This window comes from Vibrio sp. 1249-1, from assembly GCF_033340495.1.
The window spans coordinates 1-825 of the sequence record NZ_JAWOWJ010000348.1 but is presented as its reverse complement, the minus strand read 5'-3'; the positions used below and the strand labels follow the sequence as shown (position 1 = coordinate 825).

At 47.4% G+C, this 825-nt stretch carries 1 protein-coding gene; it reads right to left on the bottom strand.

Features of this window, described 5'->3' with window-relative positions:
• The coding region (gene esxD, locus R7Z50_RS26285) for a type III secretion system regulon anti-activator ExsD (protein WP_318149583.1) at positions 1-825 on the bottom strand (825 nt) is incomplete at both ends.

Here is an 825-nt window from a genome sequence, read left to right as displayed (position 1 = left end):
CGCCAACGATCTGCATGTCTTTAAACCATTGCCACACTTTAGCAACGGCATTGAGGTCGTTATAAACCACGTCACATGCATCCCAGACTTCATTGAGATCCGGTGCTTGTAAACGAGCCTCAGAGCACCACGTTTTCCAATCAGAGATGAACATATCCGTCGTTGAAGAGTAGTCTGCCAGTTCTTTCAAGTTGCTTAACGACGGTTGCCACTTATCGACCAACGCTTTATGGGATTCAATTACTTGTGACTGTTGCTCGTTCAGTGTATTTAGCTGCGCTTTTAACTGCGTTTGCTGGCTCTCGATCAACGCAAGTTGTTGTTCGACAAAAATCGCGCTGGTGTCTTCACCCGATAACTTCGACCAGTACTCTTTTTGAATGTCCAGCTGATTCATCAGTTGTTCCACTTTGACCGAGGCGTGCAACGCACTTTGGTCGGTTTGTCGATGAATCCATTCAGTCAACGCCAAGTAGCAACAAAGGATCAGCGTTTTTGGCGTGGCCAAGTTAAAGCGAAAGCCCAATCGAGAGTTGATGTATTCGAGCCTCTGCTCAAAGGTCGCCACTCGTTGACTGTCACTTAACTGAGCGCCAATTTCTAAAAACAGACGCATGGCAAAACGGTCAATCGATGTGCCCAATCTCAAATACGTTTTCACCAATTGGCTGGCGCACAAACTGTCCACCACACTTCTGTCCAACAAGCGTTGCAACAACGATAACTGGTCGTCATTCAGCACACCTTCACTCAACAGCTGTCGGTGATTCACGTGGACAACATTGAGATCCTGTGATGGCTGAGACGCACTCTCGTATCGTGCTC